This is a genomic window from Streptomyces sp. NRRL WC-3626 (assembly GCF_000718785.1).
Lineage (GTDB): Bacteria > Actinomycetota > Actinomycetes > Streptomycetales > Streptomycetaceae > Streptomyces > Streptomyces edwardsiae.
The window spans coordinates 163,232-184,855 of the sequence record NZ_JOCA01000014.1 but is presented as its reverse complement, the minus strand read 5'-3'; the positions used below and the strand labels follow the sequence as shown (position 1 = coordinate 184,855).

Genomic DNA, 21,624 nt, shown 5'->3' with positions numbered 1-21,624 from the left:
GCCACCGATCCGGACGGACGCCTAATCCTGCCGCCGCCCGGAGCCCCGCACACACATACCCGTGCACGGCAGGAACGGGGGACCCACAGGCAAGACCGCCTGTTCCGGTTCCCGGAACGGCTAGGGGTTAAGCCGCGCGGCAATGCGGCCGGGCATCTCCAGCCCGAACCCGACAGCTCACCTCGTAGGCGCCGGAGAGGAATTCGACATGCCCGCGAAGGGTAAGCACCGCCGTACCACGGCACAGCGTTTCACCCGTTCCATCGCCGTCGCCGTCGCCGGCACCGGCGGCGCCGCACTGGCCCTGCCGCTTCTCGGCGCGACCGGCGCGTACGCCGCCACTGAGGCGGCCGCCCCCGAAAAGGCCGTCCAGTCCCTTTCCGTGGTGAGCCGGCAGGCCACCGCCGAAAAGGGCGACGAGGCCCGCACGTACACCGTGAAGGCCGGCGACTACCTCGCGAAGATCGCCGAGACCCAGCACATCGACGGTGGCTGGAAGCAGCTCTACGCGGACAACCGCGAGGCCGTCGGCGCCGACCCGGCGCTCATCCACCCCGGTCTGAAGCTCTCCATCGACGGCGCGGCCGCCAAGAGCGCGCCGAAGCAGTCCTCTTCGCCGGAGCAGTCCTCCCCGGCGCCGGCGAAGCCCGCCGCGCCGAAGGCCGCGAAGCCCGCCGCCAAGGCGGCCGAGCAGCCCGCCGAGCAGTCCTCCCCGGACACCACCGCGCAGAACGCGAACGCCTCCGCCTACAGCTCCCCGGTGCCCGGCGCCGGCGGCCTCGGCACCGCCTACAAGGTGGCCGGCAGCATGTGGTCCAGCGGCTACCACACCGGTGTCGACTTCAGCGTCCCGACCGGCACCTCCCTGAAGGCCGTCGGCGCGGGCACCGTCGTCTCCGCCGGCTGGGGCGGCGCGTACGGCAACCAGGTCGTCGTCAAGCTGAACGACGGCTACTACGCCCAGTACGCCCACCTGTCCTCGCTGTCCGTCTCGGCCGGACAGTCCGTCACCGCCGGCCAGCAGGTCGGCCTCTCCGGTGCGACCGGCAACGTGACCGGCCCGCACCTGCACTTCGAGATCCGCACCACCCCGAACTACGGCTCGGACGTGGACCCGGTCTCCTACCTCCGCTCCAAGGGCGTCTCCATCGGCTGACCCCCGCGGCATCCCTTCCTGACACGCGCGCCGAAGGCCGGACCCCGATCCACGGGGCCGGCCTTCGGCGTATTCCGGAATTGGCCAACATTTTGAGAGTGTCTTATCTCACCGCGCGTCAACCCTTCCTTACGGTCGCGTAGGTCACATTGGAAGGTGAATCATGAGCTCCCGTGGCAGACGATTCGAAGAGTGACAGCAGAGCAGTGATCGGGTCGTACGTGGCGGTGGGGGACAGCTTCACCGAGGGCGTCGGCGACCCCGGCCCCGACGGGGCGTTCGTCGGCTGGGCCGACCGGTTCGCCGTCCTTCTCGCGGACCTCCGGCCCGAAGGCGACTTCCAGTACACGAATCTCGCGGTGCGCGGAAAGCTCCTGGACCAGATCATGGCGGACCAACTGGTGAGGGCGGTCGAACTCGCCCCCGACCTGGTCTCGTTCTGCGCGGGCGGCAACGACATCCTCCGTCCCGGCAGCGACCCGGACGAGGTGGCCGAGCGGTTCGAGCAGGCGATCGCCGCGCTCACGGCCGTATCGGGCACGGTGATGGTGACGACCGGGTTCGACACCCGTGGCGTGCCCCTGCTGAAGCATCTGCGCGGCAAGATCGCGACGTACAACGGGCATGTGCGGGCCGTCGCCGACCGCTACGGCTGCCCGGTGCTCGACCTGTGGTCCCTCAGGAGCGTCCAGGACCGCAGGGCGTGGGACGCCGACCGGCTGCACCTGTCACCGGAGGGGCACACCCGCGTCGCACTGCGCGCGGGACAGGCCCTCGGCCTCAGGACCCCGGCCGACCCGGAGCAGCCCTGGCCGTCCCTGCCGCCCCGCGGCGTCCTGGAGATCCGGCGGGACGACGTCCACTGGGCCCGCGAGTACCTGGTGCCGTGGATCGGCCGCCGGCTGCGCGGGGAGTCCTCCGGCGACCATGTGATCGCCAAGGGGGCGCTGTCGCCGCACGACATCAAGGAGCGGATCGCCTCGGTGGCGTGAGCACCCGCGCGGTAGCGTGGTGATCATGGAGGACTGGGGCCTGCGGCAGGCGGCCGCCACGGACGTGGAGGCGGTGGCCGAGCTGCGCGCCCTGGTCCTGCGGGCCGATCTGGAACGGCTCGGCCGCTACGACGCGCAGCGGGTACGGCAGCGGCTGCGCGACGGCTTCGACCCGGCCCACACGTGGGTGATCGAGACGGGCGGCGCCTTCGCCGGCTGTGTGGCCCTGCGTCCCGCCGGGGACTGCCACTGGCTGGAGCACTTCTATCTGGCACCGGACCGTCAGGGCGGCGGCATCGGCTCGGCCGTGCTGCGCGAACTGCTGGAGCGGTGCGACCGCGCCGCCACCGTCGTACGGCTGAACGTCCTGCGCGGCAGTCCGGCCCGCCGCCTCTACGAGCGGCACGGATTCACCGTACGGACGGAGGACCCGGTCGACGTGTTCATGACCCGCGAACCGTCCCGGCCGAACCCGGCACCGCGTTGTCGCTCCGGCCGCACATAATGGAATGTCTGACCGACTCCACCTGGAGGTACCGTGGCCGGTTCCCGTTCCCAGAGCTCCGGGCTGCGCGCCCTGCGGCCCGAAGCCTTCGGCGCGGACCCGAGCGGCGAGCGCATGGCCCGCATCCGCAGATCCCCGCACTTCAGGGACGGCGTGTTCCAGAATCCCGGCGGCACCGCCCGGATCCGCCCCTCGGGCTCGACGCGGGACCTCGCGAAGATCTACTTCGACAAGGACTCCCGCTCCCGGCGCGCACCCAAGGGCACCATCCCGGTGCACCCCACCACCCTCGCCGACATCTCCCGCCCGCCGGCGAGCGGGCTGCGGCTGACCTGGATGGGCCACTCCAGCGTGCTCGCGGAGATCGACGGACACCGGGTGCTCTTCGACCCCGTATGGGGTGAGCGCTGCTCGCCGTTCCCCTTCGCGGGCCCCAAGCGGCTGCACCCCGCCCCGCTGCCGCTGGCCGCCCTCGGCCCGGTCGACGTCGTGGTGATCTCCCACGACCACTACGACCACCTCGACCTGCCCACGATCAAGGCGCTGGCCGGCACGGACACCCTGTTCGCCGTACCCCTCGGCGTCGGCGCGCACCTGGAGCGCTGGGGCGTGTCCCCCGGCCGGCTGCGCGAGCTGGACTGGCACGAGGCGACCAAGGTCGGCGGCCTCACCCTCACCGCCACCCCGGCCCGCCACTTCTGCGGCCGGGGCCTGCGCAACACCCAGCACACCCTGTGGGCGTCCTGGGCCGTCGCGGGCGAGCACCACCGGATCTACCACAGCGGCGACACCGGCTACTTCGACGGCTTCAGGGACATCGGCGCCGACCACGGCCCGTTCGACGCCACGATGATCCAGGTCGGCGCGTACTCGGACTTCTGGCCCGACATCCACATGACCCCCGAGGAAGGCGTCCGCGCCCACCTCGACCTCCAGTCCGGCGAGGCGACCGGCGTCCTCCTCCCCATCCACTGGGGCACCTTCAACCTGGCCCCGCACGCGTGGGCGGAGCCGGGGGAGTGGATGACGGACGCGGCGGCGGCCGCCGGCCAGACGGCCGCGTTCCCCCACCCGGGCGAGCCCTTCGAACCCACGGGTGACGTCCCGACCACCCCCTGGTGGCGCCCCCTGACCTCCGCGGTCACACACCACTGGACCCCCACCGCGAAGCGGGGCGGCGCCACCCCGGCCCCCGAGGAGACCCTCGACCTGGCCGGCGACCGCTGACGCGGGCCGGGGGGGGCAGTCGGGGGGGGAGACGGTCCGGTTGCTGGAGCGTCTCCCGAGCCGCCGGCCGGGACGAGCGCCGCCAGGAAGGCAGCGCCGGGCGGGTGCGTCACGTGGCGTCCGGGTCGGGACTAGAGTGATCCACTCCATTCCGACCGGAGGTCACCTGAGTGTTCGTCGTGCGGGCGTGTGCCGGGGTTTCGGTGGGACTCGGGATGGTCGTGCTGTCCGGGTGTTCTTCCTGGGTCTGTTCCGAGACGACCGCGGAGCGGGGGGAGGCCGCGGTCAGGGTGGAGGTCGAGGACGCGACGGGGCGGCTCGTCGGGGTCACCGCCGAGGTCGTCGGGTGGCGGCTCGAGCCGCATCCGCAGGTGCCCGCCGAAGGCGACCAGGTGCACTTCCGGTTCCGCTTCCACGGCGGTGACGACGGATCCGGTCCGGCGGTGGACGCCTGTGCGGTCGATGACGCGCGGGTGGCGTTGGGGTGCCGGACGGTCGACGCGTCCCAGGCGTTCGGGCCGGGCGGCGATCCCACCGGGGACGACTATCTCGTCGTCGAGCATCCGGAGCGGGTCGCCGCCGTGCTGATGATCCCCAATGACCAGTCCGTCTTCGACAGACGGACCTGCGAGGACGACTCCAAGGACGGTGGCGGGGCGCATCCCCCGGAGCCGGCCGGCGCGGGGGACCAGCTGTAGCCGTACGGGCGTGCTGGATAATGCGGGTATGCGGATCTCGGCCAGGGCGGATTATGCGGTGCGTGCCGCGCTGCAGCTCGCTGCCGCGCCCGAGGCGTGTCCGCTCACCGCGGAGACGATCGCCGACGCCCAGGAGATCCCGCACAAGTTCCTGGAGGGCATCCTCAACGACATGCGCCGCGAGGGCCTGGTGATGAGCCGGCGCGGCGCCAACGGCGGCTACCGGCTGGCCGCGCCCGCGGACGACATCAGCATCGCCGACGTCATCCGGGCCGTCGACGGCCCGCTCGTCTCGGTACAGGACGTGCGGCCGCCCGACCTCTCGTACACCGGACCGGCCACCGCCCTGCTCCCGCTGTGGATCGCCCTGCGGGCCAATGTGCGGCAGATCCTGGAGGGTGTGTCCCTCGCGGACGTCGTCTCGGGCCGGCTGCCCGAGGACGTCGTGCGGCTGGCCGACGCGCCGGCCGCCTGGACCAACCCGTAGTCCCCGCAGTTCCGTTCGGTGGAACGGGCGCGTCCGATGGGTGGATGCTCCCTTGTCCACGGCCCTGCCGTCCCACAGGATGATTCCCTACTAATCCAATAGGGAAATGGGGAATCGTGGGTGAGGTGGAGGTGATCACCGAGGCCGCCGGGGACTTCTGGCGGCGGGTCGCCGACGAGGTCGCCGACGACCTCGCCGTGGACGCGATCGAGCGGGACCGGGCCGGCAAGCCGCCCTTCGACGAGGTCGCGCGGCTGCGTGAGTCCGGGCTGCCGGCCGTGCTCGCCCCTCCCTCGCCGGACGGCGGCATGGGCTGGCGCGATGCCTGTGCCGTCGTCCGCCGGATCGCCGCCGCCGACGGATCGATCGGCGAACTGCTCGGCCGCCACTACGTGCTGTCCTGGAGTGCGCGCTTCTTCGGCACCCCGGAGCGCGCCGCCGCGCTGGAGGCGCGCGCGGCGCGGGAACAGTGGTTGTGGGCCGGTGCCACCGGTACACCCGGGCCGCTGCCCCGCGGCGAGCTTCCGGGCCCCACGCTCGCCCCCGGTCCGGTCCTCGACGGACACCGCGCCCTGCCCGCCGCCGTCGACGAGGCCGACCGGCTGGTCCTCGACGCCGTCCGGGCCGGCACGCACGAACCGGTCGTCGTGGTCGTGGACGCCCGGCACCCGCGCGTCGGCCGTGATCCGTCGCACGACCGGCTCGGTCAGCGGCTCACCGGCGCGGGCACCGTCCGCTTCGACGGCGTACCGGTCGACCCCGCCGACGTGCTGGGCCCGGCCGGCCGCGACGAGGACACGATCCCGCCGCACACCGCCCTGGCGCCGCACGCCCTCGGGCTCATGCTGACCCAGGTCGCGCTCGGCGTGGCCGAGGGGGCGCTGGCGGAGGCCAGGGACCTCAGCCGCTCCGCACGCCACATCCGGGCGCTCGACGACGACGCCGATCTGCTGCTGGCCTACGGGGAGTCGGCGCTCGCCCTGCACACCGCCTCGGCGGTGACCGACCGCGCGACGACGGCCATGGCGGACGCCCTCGCGGCGGGGCGGGGGCTCGGCCACGAGCAACGCGCCGACACGGCCGCCCAGGTGGCGATGGCCGGCACGGTCACCGCCCGGGCCGCCCTCCTCACCGGCGAACGCGTCCTGGCACTCACCGACGCGGACGGCATCGACCGGTTCTGGCGCAACGTCCTCGCCCTGGTCGACCGCGGTCCCGCCGGTCCCACCATGCGGGCCATCGGCGACCACTACCTGAACACCGTACGGGGTGGAGCGAGCTCCCTGCCCCGACCCGGAAGTGACGGTGAGTGATGTTCTGGCCGGAGGGCTGAAGCGCTTCGGTGCGTGCCCGACGCGTTCGCGACGAAGGGGTGGCGGGCTCGGGCGGTCGGGCGCCGCTCTGTTCCGCGCGCTCGTAGCGACCGCTTGTGACCAGCTCTGATCGGTCCCTGTTCACTCCCGATTCTTCGCTCGGGAGGGTTATCGGTCTGTCGTACGAAGCCTCATACCAGAGCGCGATGCCGTCCGTCTGAGTTTGTCAACTGCCCACCGCACATGATGCGGTGGCGACTACGGTGAGTGTCGGTCGGGCGGCACGCGGCACCTCATGTCGTGGGGCATGGCACGCCGAGCGGCCGCGTCCAACAGTCGGATCAGGGAGCGGGGACCGGTACGTGCAGCCACAAGGCGGACGAGGGAGCGGACGGGGCCAAGGACCCCGACGCCCGGGCCCGGCCGGCGCCCCGGGCCCGGCCGGTACGCGGGGCGCGGTCGGCACCACGGTCATGGCCCGTGAGCCCGGTCGCCAGGACGTGAAACTTGCCGATGTCCGGCCCCGCCGGCCCGGCCCGGCCACCCGGGCGGAGCGCCGCGAGGGCGGACGGCACGGCAGGCCGGCCGTGCGGGCCCTGCCCGCGCCGCCCGAGACGCAGATACGGCCCCAGCTGCTGCGGCTCGCCGTGCTGCCGCCCGTGGCGGTGGCCCTCAGTGCCTGCGCGGCCCTGATCTTCACCGTCCGCTCCACCGGCATCCGGCCGAGCCCCACCCTGTGGGCCGTTCTCGGCGGCGCCACCTCGGTGGCGTTCGCCGGCATCGTCATCGCCGCCGTGGCCGCCGACCGCGCCGCCCGGTCGGTGCACGACCGCGTCGGTACCCTGCGCCGGAGCACCGCCCGGCGCGAGGCCGACCTGCGCGCCCTCGTCGACACCCTGCGCCGCGGCGACCCCCCGCCGCCACGCGGGCGGCACGGCGAACAGGCCGACGACGCCGACGAGTTCGACCTGCTCGCCGCCGACCTCGCCCGCGCGCACGACGGCGCCGTCAGCGCCGTGGCGCAGGCGGCCCAGCTCTCCAGCCAGACCGGCAGCGAACAGAAGCTCGAGGTGTTCGTCAACCTCGCCCGGCGGCTGCAGTCCCTGGTGCACCGCGAGATCTCCATCCTCGACGAGCTGGAGAACGAGATGGAGGACCCCGACCTGCTCAAGGGGCTCTTCCACGTCGACCACCTCGCCACCCGCATCCGCCGCCACGCCGAGAACCTCGCCGTGCTCGGCGGGGCCGTCTCCCGCAGGCAGTGGAGCAACCCGGTCTCCATGACCGAGGTGCTGCGCTCGGCGATCGCCGAGGTCGAACAGTACTCACGCGTCAAGCTCGTGCCGCCGATCGACGGCACCCTGCGCGGGCACGCCGTCGCCGACGTCATCCATCTGCTCGCCGAACTCGTCGAGAACGCCACCGTGTTCTCCGCCCCGCACACCCAGGTCCTGCTGCGCGCCGGCCTCGTCACCTCCGGGCTCGCCGTCGAGGTCGAGGACCGCGGACTCGGCATGCCGGCCGGCGAACAGGACCGGATGAACGCCCTGCTCACCGACCCCGACCAGGTGCATGTCGCCAGCCTGCTCGCCGACGGGCGGATCGGCCTGTTCGTGGTCTCCCAGCTCGCCAGGCGGCACGGCATCCACGTCCGGCTCCAGAGCAACATCTACGGCGGGGTCCAGGCCGTGCTCGTGGTGCCGCAGGCACTGCTCGGCCCCGAACCGCTCGCCGTCGGCGGCGGACCGGCCCCGGCACCCCGCCCGCCCGAGCCGGACACCGGCCCGCTGCCGGCCGCCCGGCACCTGTCCCCCGTACCGGCCCCCGCGGAAGCGTCCCCACCACCCCGTCCCCCGGCCCCGCCCGCCGGCGCCGTCGCCCCGCCGCTGCCGCTGCGCGGTGCCCGCTCGGTGCGGCCCACCCCGGCCGAGGCCGTACCCGGCGTCCACCACGGCGACCGCGACGCCCTCACCGACCCCGGGACCGTGCCCCTCACCCCGCGCGGCGGCGCCGTGCGCGGCACCATGGACAGACCCGGCCTGCCCCGCCGCCGCGCCCAGGAGCACATCGCACCGCAGCTCCGCGACGGCCCCGCCCCCCGCCAGGACAGCGAGTACGTCGCAGGCCACGACCCCGGTCTGATGGCCGCCTTCCAGCGCGGCGTCAGTCTCGCGGAAACCCGGCAGGAGACACGGCAGGGACCCCCGCAGGACCCCCCGCGGGGATTCCCCCCACCCCCGGCCGACCACCCCGCCCGGCACGACGGGAGCACGCCCGCCGGATGACCAGCACCCCCAGCGCTCCCGCACCCTTCCGTACCCCAAGGAGTCGATCCACCATGGCGAGCGACGCGCCGACCGCCCAGGTATCCGACCTCGACTGGCTGATGAGCGGCCTCGTACAACGCGTACCGCACACCAGCAGCGCCGTACTGCTCTCCTGCGACGGGCTGGTGAAGTCCGTGCACGGCCTCGACCCGGACGCCGCCGACCACATGGCCGCCCTGGCCTCCGGCCTCTACTCCCTCGGCCGCAGTGCCGGCGTCCGCTTCGGCGACGGCGGCGACGTCCGGCAGGTCGTCGTCGAACTCGACTCGACCCTGCTGTTCGTCACCACCGCCGGCTCCGGCACCTGCCTCGCCGTCATGGCCGGCCGCGAGGCCGACGCCGCCGTCCTCGGCTACGAGATGGCGATGCTGGTCAAGTCCGTACGGCCGTATCTGGTGACCGCTCCCCGCCAGCAGGGCGTCGAACCGCCGGCGATGAGGCCTTGAGCGTGACGGCGGCCGGTGACGGGCCCTGGCTCGACGACGCGGCGGGACGGCTGGTGCGGCCCTTCACGGTCAGCAACGGCCGCACCCGGCCCACCGTCGCCCTCGATCTGCTGTCGCAGGTCAGAGCCACCGGTGCCACCCCCTTCGGCTATCTCGGCCCCGAGCACGCACAGGCCCTCGACCTGTGCCGCGCTCCCGTCCCGGTCGCCGAGGTCGCCGCCCATCTCAGACTGCCGGTGGCCGTCACCAAGGTGCTGCTGGCGGACCTCCTCGAATGCGGGGCGCTGACCGACAAGCCCCCCGCGTTCCACCACAACCCGACGGACCGGGCCCTTCTGGAGGCAGTGCTCGATGGACTACGACGACAGCTCTGACCACATCCACGCCGCGGACCGCGACGACGAGGCGTTCCCCAACGCGCTGAAGATCCTGGTGGCGGGCGGGTTCGGCGTGGGCAAGACGACCTTCGTCGGCGCGGTCAGCGAGATCGCGCCCCTCAGCACGGAGGAACTCCTCACCACGGTCAGCGCCGCCACCGACAACCTCGACGGCATCGAGAACAAGGTCGAGACGACCGTGGCCATGGACTTCGGCCGCATCACCCTCGACGCGCAGCATGTGCTCTACCTCTTCGGCACCCCCGGCCAGGAACGGTTCTGGTTCATGTGGGACGAACTCTGCGAGGGCGCCCTCGGCGCGGTCATCCTCGCCGACACCCGGCGCCTGGAGGAATGCTTCGCGGCGGTCGACTTCTTCGAACAGCGCGGCCTCGGATTCATCGTCGCCGTCAACGAGTTCGACGGCGCCTTCCGCTACGACCCCGGAGAGGTACGGGCCGCACTCGACCTCCCCGACGGTATCCCCGTCGTCCGCTGCGACGCCCGGATCTCCAGCTCCAGCGTCCAGACCCTGCTGACCCTGGTCCGCCACCTCATCGCCCACACCCCCGCCACCACGACGGGGTACGGCGCCCACATGTGATCCCCGCACACCCTCGGAGTCGCCCCATGACCTACGCCCCTACGCCGGGAGTCCGCCCATGAGCTACGACCCGCCCCGCCCGGCCGGTCGTCTGCTGGTCACCCCGGAGGACGGCCAGGCGCCGGAGCGCGTCCTGCGACTGCGCCGGCTGGGACTGGGGGAGCACCCCGAGCCCACGCTCGACACCTTCGCGCACCGCCTCGCCGACCTCACGGGAGCGCCGTACGCCATGGTCAACTTCCTCGGTGAGAGAGGGCAGTTCTTCGCGGGTCTGCACACCCCGGCCGTCGCACCGGTGGTGCGCGGCGACGGCACCGGCGCCCTTCTCGGCCGGGTGCTGCCCCGCGACCACGGCTTCTGCCCCCATGTGGTGGCCCGGCGCAAGGCACTGGTCCTGGAGGACGTGAGCGACTACCCGCGGTTCGCGGGCAACCCGGTGGTGGACGAGTTCGGCATCCGTTCCTATATGGGCGCCCCGCTCATCGACCGCACCGGCATGGTGCTCGGCACCGTGTCCGTCACCGACATCCAGCCCCGCGCCTGGGGGCAGCCGGGGCTGGCCGCCATCAAGGCGCAGGCCGCTGATCTCGTCGTACGGCTGGAGCGCCGGGAGGACGACGGACTGCCGCTGTGACTCCGCGCGCCGGAGGGCCGTGCGGGTGACGGTGTGAAGGAAAGCTGTGGCAGCGCTTAAGAAATCCTCGATGGACCGGTGAGGGTGTCGTACGGCAGATTGCAGTGCGATTCCACTCCTCGTTCCCGGACGCGGGCCGCTTCGGCGTGCCCGGGGGCCGGGACTCACCCTCGGGAGCCGTAGCGTTGAAGGCACTGGTCAAGCAGAAGGCGGAACCCGGGCTGTGGCTCGTGGACGTGCCGGAGCCCGCCGTCGGACCGGGCGACGTGCTGATCAAGGTGCTGCGCACCGGTATCTGCGGCACCGACCTGCACATCCGGTCCTGGGACGGCTGGGCCCGGCAGACGATCACCACCCCGCTGGTCCTCGGGCACGAGTTCGTCGGCGAGGTCGTGGAGACCGGCCGGGACGTCACCGACATCGCGTCCGGTGACCGGGTCAGCGGCGAGGGCCACCTGGTGTGCGGCAAGTGCCGCAACTGCCTGGCCGGCCGCCGCCATCTGTGCCGCGCCACGGTCGGCCTCGGCGTCGGACGCGACGGCGCCTTCGCCGAGTACGTGGTGCTCCCCGCCACCAACGTCTGGGTGCACCGGGTCCCCGTCGACCTCGACGTCGCCGCCATCTTCGACCCCTTCGGCAACGCCGTGCACACCGCGCTGTCGTTCCCGCTCGTCGGCGAGGACGTCCTGATCACCGGCGCCGGCCCGATCGGCCTGATGGCCGCGGCCGTCGCCCGGCACGCGGGCGCGCGCAACGTCGTGATCACCGACGTCAGCGAGGAGCGCCTGGAACTCGCCCGCAAGATCGGCGCGACCCTGGCGCTGAACGTCGCCGAGACGACCATCGCCGACGGACAGCACACCCTCGGACTGCGCGAGGGCTTCGACATCGGCCTGGAGATGTCCGGCCGCCCCGAGGCCATGCGGGACATGATCGACAACATGACGCACGGCGGACGCATCGCCATGCTCGGTCTGCCGGCCGAGGAGTTCCCGGTCGACTGGTCCCGCATCGTCACCTCGATGATCACCATCAAGGGCATCTACGGCCGGGAGATGTTCGAGACCTGGTACGCCATGTCGGTGCTGCTCGAGGGCGGCCTCGACCTCGCCCCGGTGATCACCGGCCGCTACTCCTACCGCGACTTCGAGCCCGCCTTCGAGGAAGCGGCCGGCGGCAAGGGCGGAAAAGTGATCCTCGACTGGACCGCGTAAGCCATCTGTATCCCTAGGAGCCTTCCGAATGTTCGACTCCGTGCGTGACGACCTGCGCGCCACCCTCGACGAGATCCGCGCCGCCGGACTGCACAAGCCCGAGCGGGTCATCGGCACCCCGCAGTCGGCGACGGTGAACGTCACCGCCGGCGGACGCCCCGGCGAGGTCCTCAACTTCTGCGCCAACAACTACCTCGGCCTCGCCGACCACCCCGAGGTGATCGCCGCCGCCCACGAGGCCCTCGACCGCTGGGGCTACGGCATGGCGTCCGTACGATTCATCTGCGGCACCCAGGAGGTGCACAAGGAGCTGGAGGCGCGCCTGTCGGCGTTCCTCGGTCAGGAGGACACGATCCTCTACTCCTCCTGCTTCGACGCCAACGGCGGTGTCTTCGAGACACTGCTCGGCCCCGAGGACGCGGTGATCTCCGACGCGCTGAACCACGCGTCCATCATCGACGGCATCCGGCTGTCCAAGGCCCGCCGCCTCCGCTACGCCAACCGCGACATGGCCGACCTCGAGCGGCAGCTGAAGGAGGCGGCGCAGGGCGGTGCGCGCCGTACGCTGATCGTCACCGACGGCGTCTTCTCCATGGACGGCTACGTCGCCCCGCTGGCCGAGATCTGCGACCTCGCCGACCGGCACGGCGCCATGGTCATGGTCGACGACTCGCACGCCGTCGGCTTCGTCGGCCCCGGCGGGCGCGGTACGCCCGAACTGCACGGCGTCATGGACCGGGTCGACATCATCACCGGCACCCTCGGCAAGGCGCTCGGCGGCGCGTCCGGCGGCTATGTCGCCGCCCGCGCGGAGATCGTCGCCCTGCTGCGCCAGCGCTCCCGCCCGTACCTGTTCTCCAACACCCTCGCCCCGGTGATCGCCGCCGCCTCCCTGAAGGTTCTCGACCTGCTGGAATCGGCCGACGACCTGCGCGTGCGGCTCGCCGACAACACCGCCCTGTTCCGCCGCCGGATGACCGAGGAGGGCTTCGACATCCTCCCCGGCGACCACGCCATCGCCCCGGTGATGATCGGCGACGCGTCGGAGGCGGGCCGGATGGCCGAGCTGCTGCTGGAGCGCGGGGTGTACGTGATCGGCTTCTCCTACCCGGTGGTGCCGCAGGACCGGGCCCGTATCCGCGTCCAGCTGTCCGCCGCGCACTCCACCGAGGACGTGAACCGCGCGGTGGACGCCTTCGTGGCGGCACGGGCGGAGCTCGACGGCTGACCGGAGCACACCCCCGGATTCAAGGCAATCCGCATTTGAGACAATCGATCTCATGATCGAAGCGCGGCGGCTCCACATCCTCCGTGCGGTGGCGGACCACCGTACGGTCACGGCGGCGGCCGCCGCGCTGTATCTCACCCCCTCGGCGGTCTCCCAGCAGCTGGCCGCCCTGGAGCAGGAGACCGGCCACCGTCTCGTCGAGCGCGGCGCCAAGGGCGTACGGCTGACCCCGGCCGGGGAGATCCTGCTCAGCCACACCAACGTGGTCCTCGCCCAGCTGGAGCGGGCCGAGGCCGAACTGGCCGCCTACGGGTCGGGGGAGTCCGGCACGGTCACGGTGGCCGCGTTCGCCACCGGCATCGCCCAGGTCGTCGCTCCCGCCGTGGCCCGCCTCGCCGCGGTGGCGCCCGGTATCCGTATCCGGGTCCAGGACGCCGAGGGCGATGCCAGCCTGCCGATGGTCCTGGACCGGCAGGTCGACGTCGCCGTGGCGGTCGAGTACCGCGGGGCGCCGCCCGCCGACGATCCGCGACTGTCCCACGTACCGCTGTACGCCGAGCCCTTCGACGCCGTCGTCCCCGTCACCCACCGGCTGGCCGACACCGCCGAGGTGCCGCTCGCCGAGCTGGCCAAGGACCCGTGGATCGGACCGTACCCCGGCAACCCCTGTCACGACGTGGTCGTGCTGGCGTGCGAGAGCGCGGGCTTCCAGCCACGGCTGGAGCACTCCTCGGACGACTTCCGCGCGGTGGTCGCCCTCGCCTCCGCGGACGTGGGCGTGGCCCTGGTCCCGCGTTCGGCGCTGCGCGGCATGGACCTCACGGGTGTGGTCGTCCGCCCGGTCGACGGTACGGCCCCGACCCGCCGCGTCTTCGCCGCCGTACGCCGGGGCGCAGAGGACCATCCGCTGATCCGCCCGGTGCTGGACGCCCTCCGCGCGGCGGCCGGTGACGCCTGAGAGGGGTCACCGGGCGAGCGGCCAGCCGGTGTAGCCCTCGGCGAGGTAGGCGCGGCCGGCGGCCGACTCGACGACCGAGCGCAGTTCGCCGAGCTGGCGCCCATGGTCGAAGTCGCTCGCCCCGGGCTGCCGGTGCAGCATGCTCGTCATCCACCAGGAGAAGTGCTGCGCCTTCCAGACGCGCCGCCGGGCCGTGTCGGAGAACGCGCCGAACAACGACTCGTCGCCGTCGAGCAGCAGGGCGCGCAGCGCCTCGGTGAGGACGACGACGTCGGCGACCGCGAGGTTCATGCCCTTGGCGCCGGTGGGCGGCACCGTGTGGGCCGCGTCGCCGACGAGCACGACCCGGCCCCGGCGCATCTCGTGCGCCACGAAGCTGCGGAAACGGAGCACGTCCCGCTGGAAGACGGGGCCCTCGTTGAGGGTGACGCCGGGGACGCGGGACCGCAGGATCTCCCACAGCCGCTCCTCGGTGTACGCCTCGGCGTCGGTCCCCGGGTCGCACTGGAAGTACATGCGCTGTACACCCGGACCGCGCCGGCTGATCAGCGCGAAGCCGTCCGGCGAGTTGCTGTAGATCAGCTCCTCGGAGCTGGGCGGCGCCTCGCACAGGATGCCGAACCAGGCGAACGGATACTCCCGGAAGGAGCCGCCGTACGCGCCGGTGACCGTCTCGCGGACCACGCTGCGGGAGCCGTCCGCGCCGACGACGACATCGGCCTCGATCTCGACGGCGTGGCCCCCGGCGTCCCGGGCCAGCACGCGCGGCCGGTCCGTCTCCGCGCCCTCCACACGCTCGGCGGTCACCCCGAAGCGCAGATCCTGGCCGGCCGTGAGGCGCGCGGCGATCAGGTCCTTGAGCACCTCGTGCTGCGGATAGAGCCACACCGCCCGGCCGACACTGCCCGTGAAGTCGATCCGGTGGCCCTCGCCGTCGAAGCGCAGCTCGATGCCCTCGTGCCGGTGCCCGGCGGTGAGGACACGGTCCGAGGCCCCGGAACCGCTCAGGATCTCGACGGTGCCCTGCTCGAGGACGCCGGCCCGGATGGTCGTCTCGATCTCCGCCCGGCTCCGGGAGTCGACGACGACCGACTCGATGCCGTGGCGGCCGAGCAGATGGGACAGCAGCAGGCCGGCCGGCCCCGCTCCGATGACGGCGACTCGGGTGCGCACGGGCATGTCGTCTCCTTCGACGGCCGACGGGCTGGCACGGGTCCGGCGCCGGTCCGCGCCGGGTGACGACGGACGGTCCCATTGAACGGGAACCGGATCTTCGAAATCCAGAGCACGGCCGCGGTGGATACGCGCGACGTGTCGCGCGGGCCCCGCCGGCGGAGAATGGAGACGTCGCCCTCGACGGAGGGAGCGCCCCGACATGACCCCCCGGACCGCACCGGAACCGCTCGCACCCGGGACCGTCCTGTGGGACATCGCGGGAGACGTACGGCTGCTGCTGTCGCTGCCCGCCGCCACCGTCCTCCAGGTCGCCCACCCCGCCGTCGGCGCGGGCGTCGACGACCACTCGGTCTTCCGCACCGACCCCTGGGGCCGCGCCGCCCGCTCCCTGGAATCGCTCCAGCTGTGGGTCTACGGCGGCGACCGCGCGATCGAGGAGGGCCGCCGGCTCCGGGCACTGCACCGGCACATCAGCGGCACCGACCGCCACGGCCGCCCCTACAGCGCCCTGACCCCCGCCCACTACGCCTGGGTGCACGCCACCGCCTACCCCGTCTTCCTGCGCGCCGCCCGCTACCTCGACCGCCCCTTCACGCCCGAGGACGAACGCAGGCTCTACGGCGAACTGCTGCACCTCGGCCGCATCCTCGGCATCGACGACCGCGACATGCCCCCGACACCCGAGGCGTACTGGCGCTACTTCGACACGACGGTCGCCCGTGAACTGGAACGGACGGTCGTGGCCGGCGAACTGCTCGACCCGCACCGGCCGCTTCCGCCGCCGCCCGGCCCGCTGCCGCGCCGTCTCTGGCCGCTGCTGTGCCCGCTCTTCACCCGGCTGCAGGTCTTCCTCACCGCCGGCCTGCTTCCGCCCGCCGCCCGCGACCGCCTGGGCGTGACCTGGACACCCCGGCAGGAACGCCGGCTGCGCCGGCTCGGCGCCGTCGTACGCACCGTGGTGCCGCCGCTGCCCGAGCGTCTGCGCTATCTGCCCGTGGCGCGCGCCGCCCGCGCGGCCGCCCGCCGGGCCGATTCCGGTACCGGACGGTAATTTTGCATGACGTGCATCTTTGCATACCATGCAAGGCATGTCGGAGAAGGGTGCCCCACAGGGCGGGCTGCGGGAGCGGAAGAAGCGCGCGACGCGTGCCGCCCTCGCCGAGGCCGCCGTACGGCTGGCCGCCGAACACGGGGCCGAGAAGGTCACCGTCGAGGCGATCAGCGCGGCGGCCGGGGTGTCCGTACGGACCTTCTTCAACTACTTCGACACCCGCGACGACGCCTTCGTGGTGATCGACGCGGAGGCGGGCGAGCGGATACGGCAGGCCGTACTCGACGCGCCGGCCGAGCACACCCCGCTGCGGGCCCTGCGCGAGGCCATGGCGGCCGAACTCGCCGAGGCGGAGCAGCAGCACGAACTGTGGCGGCTGCACGCCCGAGTGCTGCACGCCTCACCGCATCTGCTGGTCCGCACGCTGGGCGAGCACATGGCGGACGAGACGGGACTGGCCGAGGCCATCGCCGCGCGCATCCGCGCCGGCGGGCCGACGGCGTCCGCGCCCCCGCCCGCCGGCGCGACCGACGAGGAACGGCGCGGTGCGCTCGACCTGTACCCGCGGCTGCTGGCCGCGGTGGCGGGCACCGCGGTGCGCACCAGCGTGGAGCACTGGTACGCCCGGCAGGAGGAAGCCGCCTACCTCGAGGTGTTCCAGGAGGTGTTCGACCTCCTCGCCGCCGGACTTCCGGCTCCCCCCGCGTGAGCCCGTCGCGGCCGACGCCCCACTGACCGTTCCACGCCCACGCGTGCGCAGTTTCCCGGTGCCCGTCCCGCGCGTGCGACCGTACGACCATCACCTGAAAGAGATCCCGTGAGCTCACCCGTGGCGCCCGCCGACGCGCCCCCCACCTCCATGACCCAACGGCAGATACTCCAGGCCATGTCCGGCCTGATGGCCGGCATGTTCGTCGCGATCCTGGCCGGCACCGTCGTGGCCAACGCACTGCCGACGATCATCGCCGACCTGGACGCCAGCCAGTCCTCGTACACCTGGGTCGTCACCTCCGAACTGCTGGCGATGACCGCGACGGTGCCCCTGTGGGGCAAGCTGTCCGACCTCTTCAACAAGAAGCTCCTGCTCCAGCTGTCGCTGGGCATGTTCGTCGTCGGCTCGCTGCTGGCCGGCTTCTCCCACGGCGTCGGCCTGCTGATCTTCAGCCGGGTCGTCCAGGGCATCGGCGCCGGTGGTCTGACCGCCCTCGCGCAGGTCGTGATGGCCTCCGTCATCCCGCCCCGTCAGCTGGGCAAGTACGCCGGCATGTTCGGTGCCGTCTTCGCCGTGGGCACCGTGGCCGGACCGCTGGTCGGCGGTGTGCTGGTCGACACCTCCTGGCTGGGCTGGCGCTGGTGCTTCTTCATCGGCGTGCCGTTCGCGCTGCTCGCCATCGCCCTGCTGCAGCGCACCCTGCGGCTGCCGACCACCCGGCGCGAGGTGCGCATCGACTGGCTCGGCGCCTTCCTGATCGTCGCCGGCGTCTGCGCGCTGCTCATCTGGGTGTCCCTGGCGGGCACCGAGTTCGACTGGGCCTCCTGGCAGACCGCCGCCCTCGCCGGCGGTGGCGTGGTCGTGCTGGCCGCCGCGGTCTTCGTCGAGGCCCGTACGCCCGAGCCGGTCATCCCGCTCGACATCTTCAGGAACCGCACGGTCACCCTGACCACCGTCGCCAGCCTCCTGGTCGGTGTCGCCATGTTCGGCGGAACCGTCTTCCTCTCGCAGTACTTCCAGATCTCCCTCGGCAAGTCGCCGACCGTCGCCGGTCTGATGAGCCTGCCCATGATCCTCGGCCTGCTGGTGTCGTCCACCGTCGCCGGACAGGTGATCAGCAAGACCGGCAAGTGGAAGCGGTACCTGGTGGCGGGCGGGGTCGTCATGGCCGTCGGCCTCGCGCTGCTGTCCACGATCGACGCCGACACGCACTTCGGCCTGCTCAGCGTCTACATGGCGGTCCTCGGCACCGGCGTCGGCATGCTGATGCAGAACCTGGTCCTCGCCGCGCAGAACGACGTGGCCGCCGCCGACCTCGGCGCCGCGACCTCCGTGCTGTCCTTCTTCCGCAGCATGGGCGGCACCATCGGCGTCAGCGTCCTCGGCGCGATCCTGGCCAACCGGGTCGCCGGCGAGACGGCCAAGGGCCTCGAGGACGCCGGCATCACGGTGCCGGGCGGAGGGAGCTCCACAGAGAGCAGCGTCCCGGACATGTCCACGCTGCCCGAGCCGATGCGGGGCATCGTCGAGCACGCCTACGCCGTCGCCACCGCCGACCTGTTCCTCGTCGCCACGCCGTTCGCGGTGCTCGCCCTCGTCGCCGTCGTGTTCCTCAAGGAGAAGCCGCTGAAGACCACCAGCGGCATGGAGCGCCTCGCCGAGGAGTCCGCCGGCGCCCCGCTGGAATCCGACGGCACGTCACCGGCGGGCAAGGACCCGGTGACTCCGGTCGGCTGAACCACGACCCCCGGGGACGACGGCGGCCACCCGCGCGCCCGCCGTCGTCCCCGAGGGATGAGCCGACCGGGTGATCACCCGGCGGACGGGTGGCTCAGCCCGCCTGGGCGATCACCGGTGGCGGGCCCCAACCCCCGCTCATAGCTTCGGCTCATGAACAAACGACACATCGCCCTCCTGGCCTGTACGGCAGCCGCCGTGGCCGCGGGTCTCGGTGCGGCCCCGTCGGCCCACCACCCGACCGTGCACCGGGTGCAGCCCGGCCAGTCGATCCAGAAGGCGCTGGACGCCGCGAAGGCGGGGGACACCGTCCTGCTCGCGCCCGGCACCTACAAGCAGAGTGTCACCGTCAGGAAATCGGGCGTGACCCTGCGCGGCCACAGCGCCGCCGTCACCGTCCTGACGCCCGCCGCGAAGACCGGGTCGAGCGCCTGCGCCAAGGCCGGCAACGGCATCTGCGTGACCGGCACCGACAAGAAGCCTCTGAAGGACGTCACCGTACGGTCCCTGACGGTCCGTGGGTTCACGAGGAACGGGCTGTGGGCCACCGGCACCGACCGGCTGGCGGTCAGGCGCGTGGTGGCGGAGAAGAACGGCCAGTGGGGCATCGCGGAGGAACGCTCCACACGCAGCGCGCTCACCCACAACCTCGCCCGGAAGAACGGCGACGCCGGACTGTTCGTCGCCAACACCGTCGACAGCGAGGAAGGCGCCCGGGACGCGCGGAGGACCGTGATCCGCCACAACCGGACGGACGGCAACCGGGTCGGCGTCACCGTGCGCCGGCTGCGCAACCTGACCGTCGACCGCAACGAGGCCACCGGCAACTGCGCCGCCGTGTTCGTCGTCGGCGACGAGTCCACACCCCGCGCCGGCCACCTGAGCGTCACCCGCAACCACATCCACGACAACAACAAGTACTGCGCCAAGACCCCCCGGCTGCCCTTCCTCCAGGGCTCCGGCATCGTCCTGACCGGCGCCGAGGAGACGCTCGTCGCCTACAACCGGGTCGAGGGCAACAAGGGCACGTCCCCGCTCTCCGGCGGCATCGTCCTGTTCAAGAGCCTCGTCGGCGTCCCCAGCGAGCGCAACGAGATCCGGGACAACCTCCTCACCGGCAACAGCCCGGCCGACCTGGCCAACCGGGACACCGCCAGGACCAACACGTTCAGCGGCAACGCCTGCACCCTCTCCGAGCCCGCGGGCATGTGCTGACCCCCGTACCACCGCTCCTCCCCCCCACCGACCGCACGACAGCAGAAGCGAGGCAACGGATGACCACCGTTGATCCGGCTCCCCCGCCGCCCATGCGGCTGCGGGAGCTCGTTTTCGGGGCGGCCTGCGCCGCCGCCGTACGCGCGGCCGTCCGCCTGGGCGTGCCCGACGCGCTGGACGACACCCCCATGACCGTCGACGACCTGGCGGCGTCGGTGAAGACCCAGCCGCACACCCTGCGGCGGCTCCTGCGGGCCCTGTCCTGCCAGGGCGTCTTCACCGAGCACCCCGACGGCACCTTCGAACACACCGAGATGTCCCGGCTGCTGCGCGAGGACGACCCGCACAGCCTGCGCTACATCGCCCTGTGGTGCACCGAACCGTGGACCTGGAACGTCTGGCCCCAGCTCGACGAGGCGGTCCGCTCCGGCCGCAACGTCTTCGAGGACGTGTACGACCAGGAGTTCTTCACCTACCTCAACGAGTCCGCCTCCGAGTCCGCCCATGTGTTCAACCGGGCCATGACGACCTCCAGCGAGCAGTCCGCACGCGACGTCGCCCTGCTGCTCGACCTGGAAGGCGCCTCCTCCGTCATCGACATCGGCGGCGGCCAGGGCCATGTCCTGGCCAGCCTCCTGGAGAAGCACCCCCATCTGCACGGCACCCTGCTCGATCTGCCCGGCGTCGTCGAGAACGCCGACCCCCGGCTTCGCGCGGGCGGCGCCCTCGCCGGCCGCGTCCAGGTCGTGGCCGGGGACTGCCGCGAGGACGTCCCCGTCCAGGCGGACGTGTACATCATCAAGAACGTCCTGGAGTGGGACGACGACAGCACCCGCAGGGTGCTGGCCAACGTCCGCGCGGCGGCCCGGCCCGGCGCCCGTGTCGTCGTCATCGAGAACCTCGTCGACGACACCCCGTCCATGCGGTTCACCACCGCCATGGACCTGCTGCTGCTCCTCAACGTCGGCGGCGCCAAGCACACCCGGCAGAGCATGGTCGACCGGCTGACCGCCGCGGGCCTCGTCATCGGCGACATCCGCCCCGTCAACGCCTATCTGCACGCCTTCGAATGCACCGTCCCCGGCTGATCCGCGGGCCGCGAGAACCCCGAGGCCGCCGGCTCCGCGACTGACGCGGAACCGGCGGCCTCGGGGTGTGCCGGGCTCAGGAGCGGGGCCCGCTCTCCCAGCGGTAGAAGCACCGCGCCATGGCGTCCTTGGGGCCGCGCCACGTGGCGGGGTCGTACGGGCTGACGTACGCCTCGAGCCGCTCGCTGACACCGCGGAACTCGGGGTGCGAGGCCAGCTTCGCGATCGCCGGCGCCGGGTCCCGCTCGGACTCGATGAGGTGCAGGTACACGTCGTCACCGAACTGGAAGAGGCTGCGCCGGCCGACCCCGACCAGATGGGGGAGTTCACCCCGGTCGGAGTCGGCGAACACCTCGGCGATGTCCGGCGCCGAACCGGGCTTCATCCGGGCGACGATGAGGGCGTGGTGCATCGGCTGTGTCCTTCCTGGACTGCCTGGACTGCCTGGACTTCGGGACTTCGGGACTTCCCGGTCCTCC

Annotated in this window: 22 protein-coding genes and 1 riboswitch; of the genes, 20 read left to right on the top strand and 2 right to left on the bottom strand. The window is 72.5% G+C overall.

Translation table 11 applies throughout. From position 1 onward, the window contains the following. Positions 1 to 46 precede the first annotated feature (46 nt). Positions 47 to 204: riboswitch (cyclic di-AMP (ydaO/yuaA leader) on the top strand. Between the two features lie 4 nt (positions 205 to 208). The 15 genes from IF28_RS0122140 (at position 209) to IF28_RS0122070 (ending at position 14,166) form a co-directional block, all read left to right on the top strand. After that, positions 209 to 1,156, top strand: a complete 948-nt coding sequence (locus IF28_RS0122140; RefSeq protein ID WP_030223230.1) for a M23 family metallopeptidase — start codon at positions 209 to 211, stop codon at positions 1,154 to 1,156. Between the two features lie 206 nt (positions 1,157 to 1,362). Then, entirely contained in the window at positions 1,363 to 2,148 is a 786-nt protein-coding gene (locus IF28_RS0122135; RefSeq protein ID WP_030223229.1) for an SGNH/GDSL hydrolase family protein, read from the top strand. A gap of 25 nt (positions 2,149 to 2,173) precedes the next feature. Further along, the gene (locus tag IF28_RS0122130) at positions 2,174 to 2,653 is read left to right on the top strand and encodes a GNAT family N-acetyltransferase (RefSeq protein WP_030223226.1); all 480 of its coding nucleotides are present in this window, start codon (positions 2,174 to 2,176) and stop codon (positions 2,651 to 2,653) included. Between the two features lie 33 nt (positions 2,654 to 2,686). Continuing rightward, positions 2,687 to 3,880 (top strand): MBL fold metallo-hydrolase, encoded by a 1,194-nt coding sequence (locus IF28_RS0122125; RefSeq protein WP_030223222.1) that lies wholly within the window; start codon positions 2,687 to 2,689, stop codon positions 3,878 to 3,880. Positions 3,881 to 4,095: 215 nt separating this feature from the next. Continuing rightward, positions 4,096 to 4,578 (top strand): hypothetical protein, encoded by a 483-nt coding sequence (locus IF28_RS0122120; protein ID WP_030223219.1) that lies wholly within the window; start codon positions 4,096 to 4,098, stop codon positions 4,576 to 4,578. Positions 4,579 to 4,606: 28 nt separating this feature from the next. Then, positions 4,607 to 5,065 carry an RrF2 family transcriptional regulator gene (locus tag IF28_RS0122115; RefSeq protein WP_030223217.1) on the top strand — a complete coding sequence of 153 codons (459 nt, stop codon included), beginning with the start codon at positions 4,607 to 4,609 and terminating at the stop codon, positions 5,063 to 5,065. Between the two features lie 116 nt (positions 5,066 to 5,181). Next, the gene (locus tag IF28_RS0122110) at positions 5,182 to 6,378 is read left to right on the top strand and encodes an acyl-CoA dehydrogenase family protein (RefSeq protein ID WP_234325311.1); all 1,197 of its coding nucleotides are present in this window, start codon (positions 5,182 to 5,184) and stop codon (positions 6,376 to 6,378) included. 473 nt (positions 6,379 to 6,851) lie between these two features. Then, a complete protein-coding gene (locus tag IF28_RS0122105) occupies positions 6,852 to 8,663 on the top strand; it encodes an ATP-binding protein (protein ID WP_030223211.1) in 1,812 nt (603 codons plus the stop codon). 53 nt (positions 8,664 to 8,716) lie between these two features. Beyond that, positions 8,717 to 9,151: a roadblock/LC7 domain-containing protein gene (locus tag IF28_RS0122100; protein ID WP_030223208.1), complete on the top strand. Its 435-nt coding sequence runs from the start codon at positions 8,717 to 8,719 to the stop codon at positions 9,149 to 9,151. A 2-nt stretch (positions 9,152 to 9,153) separates the two neighbouring features. Then, positions 9,154 to 9,525, top strand: coding sequence for a DUF742 domain-containing protein (locus tag IF28_RS0122095; protein WP_030223204.1), 372 nt, complete (start codon positions 9,154 to 9,156; stop codon positions 9,523 to 9,525). Continuing rightward, entirely contained in the window at positions 9,503 to 10,132 is a 630-nt protein-coding gene (locus IF28_RS0122090) for a GTP-binding protein (protein ID WP_030223202.1), read from the top strand. Before IF28_RS0122095 ends, IF28_RS0122090 begins: the two co-directional genes overlap by 23 nt. 58 nt (positions 10,133 to 10,190) lie before the next feature. Beyond that, positions 10,191 to 10,766 (top strand): GAF domain-containing protein, encoded by a 576-nt coding sequence (locus tag IF28_RS0122085; RefSeq protein ID WP_030223199.1) that lies wholly within the window; start codon positions 10,191 to 10,193, stop codon positions 10,764 to 10,766. Positions 10,767 to 10,951: 185 nt separating this feature from the next. Next, positions 10,952 to 11,980 (top strand): L-threonine 3-dehydrogenase, encoded by a 1,029-nt coding sequence (gene tdh, locus IF28_RS0122080; protein ID WP_030223195.1) that lies wholly within the window; start codon positions 10,952 to 10,954, stop codon positions 11,978 to 11,980. A gap of 28 nt (positions 11,981 to 12,008) precedes the next feature. Continuing rightward, positions 12,009 to 13,208 (top strand): glycine C-acetyltransferase, encoded by a 1,200-nt coding sequence (locus tag IF28_RS0122075; RefSeq protein WP_030223192.1) that lies wholly within the window; start codon positions 12,009 to 12,011, stop codon positions 13,206 to 13,208. A 52-nt stretch (positions 13,209 to 13,260) separates the two neighbouring features. Beyond that, entirely contained in the window at positions 13,261 to 14,166 is a 906-nt protein-coding gene (locus IF28_RS0122070) for a LysR family transcriptional regulator (protein WP_030223189.1), read from the top strand. A 6-nt stretch (positions 14,167 to 14,172) separates the two neighbouring features. Here the strand turns inward: IF28_RS0122070 and IF28_RS0122065 are convergent, their stop codons facing one another. After that, a complete protein-coding gene (locus IF28_RS0122065) occupies positions 14,173 to 15,345 on the bottom strand; it encodes a 4-hydroxybenzoate 3-monooxygenase (RefSeq protein ID WP_030223186.1) in 1,173 nt (390 codons plus the stop codon). Positions 15,346 to 15,541: 196 nt separating this feature from the next. On the opposite strand from IF28_RS0122065, the gene IF28_RS0122060 reads away from it, so the two are divergent. From IF28_RS0122060 to IF28_RS0122040, 5 genes are all read left to right on the top strand, one after another. Further along, positions 15,542 to 16,393 (top strand): oxygenase MpaB family protein, encoded by an 852-nt coding sequence (locus IF28_RS0122060; RefSeq protein WP_030223183.1) that lies wholly within the window; start codon positions 15,542 to 15,544, stop codon positions 16,391 to 16,393. 28 nt (positions 16,394 to 16,421) lie between these two features. Next, the gene (locus IF28_RS0122055; RefSeq protein ID WP_030223182.1) at positions 16,422 to 17,102 is read left to right on the top strand and encodes a TetR/AcrR family transcriptional regulator; all 681 of its coding nucleotides are present in this window, start codon (positions 16,422 to 16,424) and stop codon (positions 17,100 to 17,102) included. Positions 17,103 to 17,252: 150 nt separating this feature from the next. Further along, entirely contained in the window at positions 17,253 to 18,842 is a 1,590-nt protein-coding gene (locus IF28_RS0122050) for an MDR family MFS transporter (RefSeq protein ID WP_030223180.1), read from the top strand. Between the two features lie 153 nt (positions 18,843 to 18,995). Further along, positions 18,996 to 20,057 carry a right-handed parallel beta-helix repeat-containing protein gene (locus IF28_RS0122045; protein WP_030223178.1) on the top strand — a complete coding sequence of 354 codons (1,062 nt, stop codon included), beginning with the start codon at positions 18,996 to 18,998 and terminating at the stop codon, positions 20,055 to 20,057. A gap of 59 nt (positions 20,058 to 20,116) precedes the next feature. After that, on the top strand, positions 20,117 to 21,145 hold the full coding sequence (locus IF28_RS0122040; protein WP_030223175.1) for a methyltransferase: 1,029 nt from the start codon (positions 20,117 to 20,119) through the stop codon (positions 21,143 to 21,145). Positions 21,146 to 21,221: 76 nt separating this feature from the next. Here the strand turns inward: IF28_RS0122040 and IF28_RS0122035 are convergent, their stop codons facing one another. After that, positions 21,222 to 21,557: a TcmI family type II polyketide cyclase gene (locus IF28_RS0122035; protein ID WP_030223170.1), complete on the bottom strand. Its 336-nt coding sequence runs from the start codon at positions 21,555 to 21,557 to the stop codon at positions 21,222 to 21,224. Positions 21,558 to 21,624 lie beyond the last annotated feature (67 nt).